This window comes from Phenylobacterium sp., assembly GCF_031412415.1.
In the GTDB taxonomy this organism is placed as follows: domain Bacteria; phylum Pseudomonadota; class Alphaproteobacteria; order Caulobacterales; family Caulobacteraceae; genus Phenylobacterium.
Map to the genome: position 1 here is coordinate 1 of NZ_JANOCX010000360.1, position 2861 is coordinate 2861.

Here is a 2861-nt window from a genome sequence, read left to right on the forward strand (position 1 = left end):
GCGACCGAGGCTACCTGCGCATCCAGCGCCAGTGGCGCCAGACCCTGGCCAAGCAGATCGAACGCCGGCTGCTGCAGGTGGAGGGCGACGTGGTGGTCCCCGTCGAGACCGCCTCGCCCAAGCACGAATACGCCGCCCGCACCCTGCGGCCCAAGCTGCACCGGCTGTGGGAGGAATATGTGGTTCCCCTGGAGGCCCAGGTCGTGGCGACGCCGATGGCCGCCTCGCCGCCGGGCCTGGAGCTATCCGATATCGATGCCCTGGTCGCGGGGCTGAACGTCGATCAATCGGTCCGCCCGGTGACGCGCTTCGCGCCGGGCGAGGCCGCGGCCCGCGCGCGGCTCGCGGCGTTCCTGGACGATGGGCTGGAACGCTACGCCGAACACCGCAACCAGCCCGAAGCGCGGGCGGCGTCACACATGAGCCCCTACCTGCACTTCGGCCAGATCTCGCCGGTGGAGATCGCGCTCGCCGTGCGCACGGCGCGCCGGGGTCAGCCGGAGGACAAGGCCAAGTACCTGGAAGAGCTGATCGTGCGTCGCGAGCTGGCCATGAATCACGCCCTCTACGAGCCGGCCTACGATCAGTATGACAGCCTGCCCAACTGGGCCCGCGAGACCCTGGAGGCCCAGGCCGCCAAGCCGCGCCCCTATCTCTACACGAGGGCCCAGTTCGAGGCAGGTCAGACCCACGACCGCTATTGGAACGCCGCCCAGCGCGAGATGGTCGCCACGGGCTATATGCACAACCAGATGCGGATGTACTGGGGCAAGAAGATCCTGGAATGGTCGGCCAGCCCGCGCGAGGCGTGGGACACCATGCTGGCGCTCAACAACCGCTACTTCCTCGATGGCCGCGACGGCAATTCCTACACCAATGTCGGCTGGATCTTCGGTCTGCACGACCGGCCGTGGGGGCCGCAGCCGGTGTTCGGCACGGTGCGCTCGATGGGCCAGAACACCTTCAAGAAGTTCGACGCCGACGCCTATGTGCTCGACGTTCACCGGTTGGCGGCGGCCGAAGCCTCCAGCATGTAGTCCCGGGTGATCGGCAGGGCGTCGACGCGCTTGGCGACCTGGATTTGGAAGATCATGTGGCCGCCATAGCGGAAGCCCATCTCGGCCGAGGCCAGGTAGAACTCCCACATCCGCCGGAAACGCGCGTCATAGAGCGCCGGGATCTCCGGATCGGCCATGAACCGCAGCCGCCAGTTCTTCAGCGTCTCGGCATAGTGCAGGCGCAGGATCTCGATGTCGGTGATCCAGAGGCCCGCGTCCTCGATAGCCGAGACGATCTCCGACAGGCCGGGGATGTAGCCGCCCGGGAAGATGTATTTATGGGTGAAGGCGTTGGTCAGGCCGGGCCCGCCGGCCCGGCCGATGGCGTGGATCAGGGCGCAGCTGTCATCGGCCAGCAGCCGTTTCACGGTCTCGAAATACTCGCGGAAATGCGGCTCGCCCACATGTTCCAGCATACCCACCGACACGATCCGGTCGAAGGTCTGGTCGAGGTCGCGGTAGTCCTTGAGCTCGAACCGGACGCGATCGGCCAGCCCGGCCTCGATGGCCCGCTCCCGCGCCAGACCCACCTGCTCGGTCGACAGCGTCACGCCGGTGACATCGGCGCCATGGTCGCGGGCCAGGGTCAGGCCCATGCCGCCCCAGCCCGACCCGATGTCGAGCACCTTCATGCCGGGCTCGATGCGCAGCTTGGCGGCGATGTGCGCCTTCTTGGCGGCCTGAGCCTCCTCCAGCGTCATGTCGGGCCGAGCGAAATACGCGCAGGAATACTGCATGTCGGCGTCGAGGAAGCGCCGGTAGAGGTCGTTCGACAGATCATAGTGGTGGGCCACGTTGCGCCGCGCGGCGCTGCGATCATTGGCCTGCTGGATGCGGCGCTTGATGGCGCGGCGGGTGCGCTTGAGCCACGAACCCCTGCCCTTCAGCCCCCGGCTGCCGCCCTTGCCGACCAACTGCAGCAGGTTCCACAGCTCGCCCTGCTCAATGACCAGATCGCCGTCCATATAGGCCTCGGCCAGGCCCAGGCTGGGATTGGCCACCGTGCGCCGCAGACCCTTGGCGGTGAAGCGGATGACCACGGGCGTCCCGGTCCCGTCCCCGGCCTTCTTCGTCGCGCCGCCCGGCAGGTGGACGGTCAGGTCGCCGACCTTGATCATCCGGTTGAGAAGGGCGTCGATCAGGCTCACAGGGACGTCCGCACCTTGAACAGTTCCGGGAAGAACGAGCCCTCCAGCGCCTTGGCGAGATAGGCCGCGCCGGCGCTGCCGCCGGTGCCCTGCTTGAAGCCGATGATGCGTTCGACGGTCTTCAGGTGGGCGAAGCGCCATTGCTGGAAGCGGAACTCCAGGTCGACCAGCTTCTCGGCCAGCTCGTACAGATCCCAGTAGAGCTCGGGATCGCGGTAGACGGCGACCCAGGCGGCCTCCACCGCGGGATGCTCGGCGTGGGGCAAGCGCAGGTCGCGCGCCAGCAGGTCGGCGGGGATTTCGAAGCCGCGCCGGGCCAGCAGACGGACGCACTCGTCATAGAGGCTGGGCTGGGTCAGGGCGCCGGCCAGCAGGGCGTGGACCTCGGTCCCCTCATGGACGCGCAGCATGGACGCGTCCTTGGCGCCCATCAGGAACTCCAGCATCCGGTACTGGAAGGACTGGAACCCCGAGCTCTGGCCCAGGTGCGGGCGCAGGGCGTGGTAGTCGCTGGGGGTCATGGTGCCCAGCACGTCCCAGGACTGGATGAGCTGGCCCTGAATGCGGCCGACCCGGGCGATCATCTTGAAGGCCGGACGCAGGTCGTCGGCGGCGATGTGTTCGCGGGCGGCCGACAGCTCGTGGATCGACAGCT

At 67.9% G+C, this 2861-nt stretch carries 3 protein-coding genes; 1 reads left to right on the forward strand and 2 read right to left on the reverse strand.

The window, feature by feature from the left end; all coding sequences use genetic code 11:
• On the forward strand, nucleotides 1-1037 hold a 1037-nt coding region (locus RMO04_RS17205; RefSeq protein WP_309645994.1), incomplete at its 5' end, for a deoxyribodipyrimidine photolyase.
• On the opposite strand, the gene RMO04_RS17210 is transcribed toward RMO04_RS17205, so the two are convergent.
• Nucleotides 1001-2200 carry a class I SAM-dependent methyltransferase gene (locus RMO04_RS17210; RefSeq protein WP_405041516.1) on the reverse strand — a complete coding sequence of 400 codons (1200 nt, stop codon included), beginning with the start codon at nucleotides 2198-2200 and terminating at the stop codon, nucleotides 1001-1003. The two genes, RMO04_RS17205 and RMO04_RS17210, sit on opposite strands and share 37 nt — an antisense overlap.
• Before the next feature lie 2 nt (nucleotides 2201-2202).
• Nucleotides 2203-2861, reverse strand: a 659-nt coding sequence (locus tag RMO04_RS17215) for a tryptophan 2,3-dioxygenase family protein (RefSeq protein ID WP_309645996.1), incomplete at its 5' end; no start/stop codon positions are given.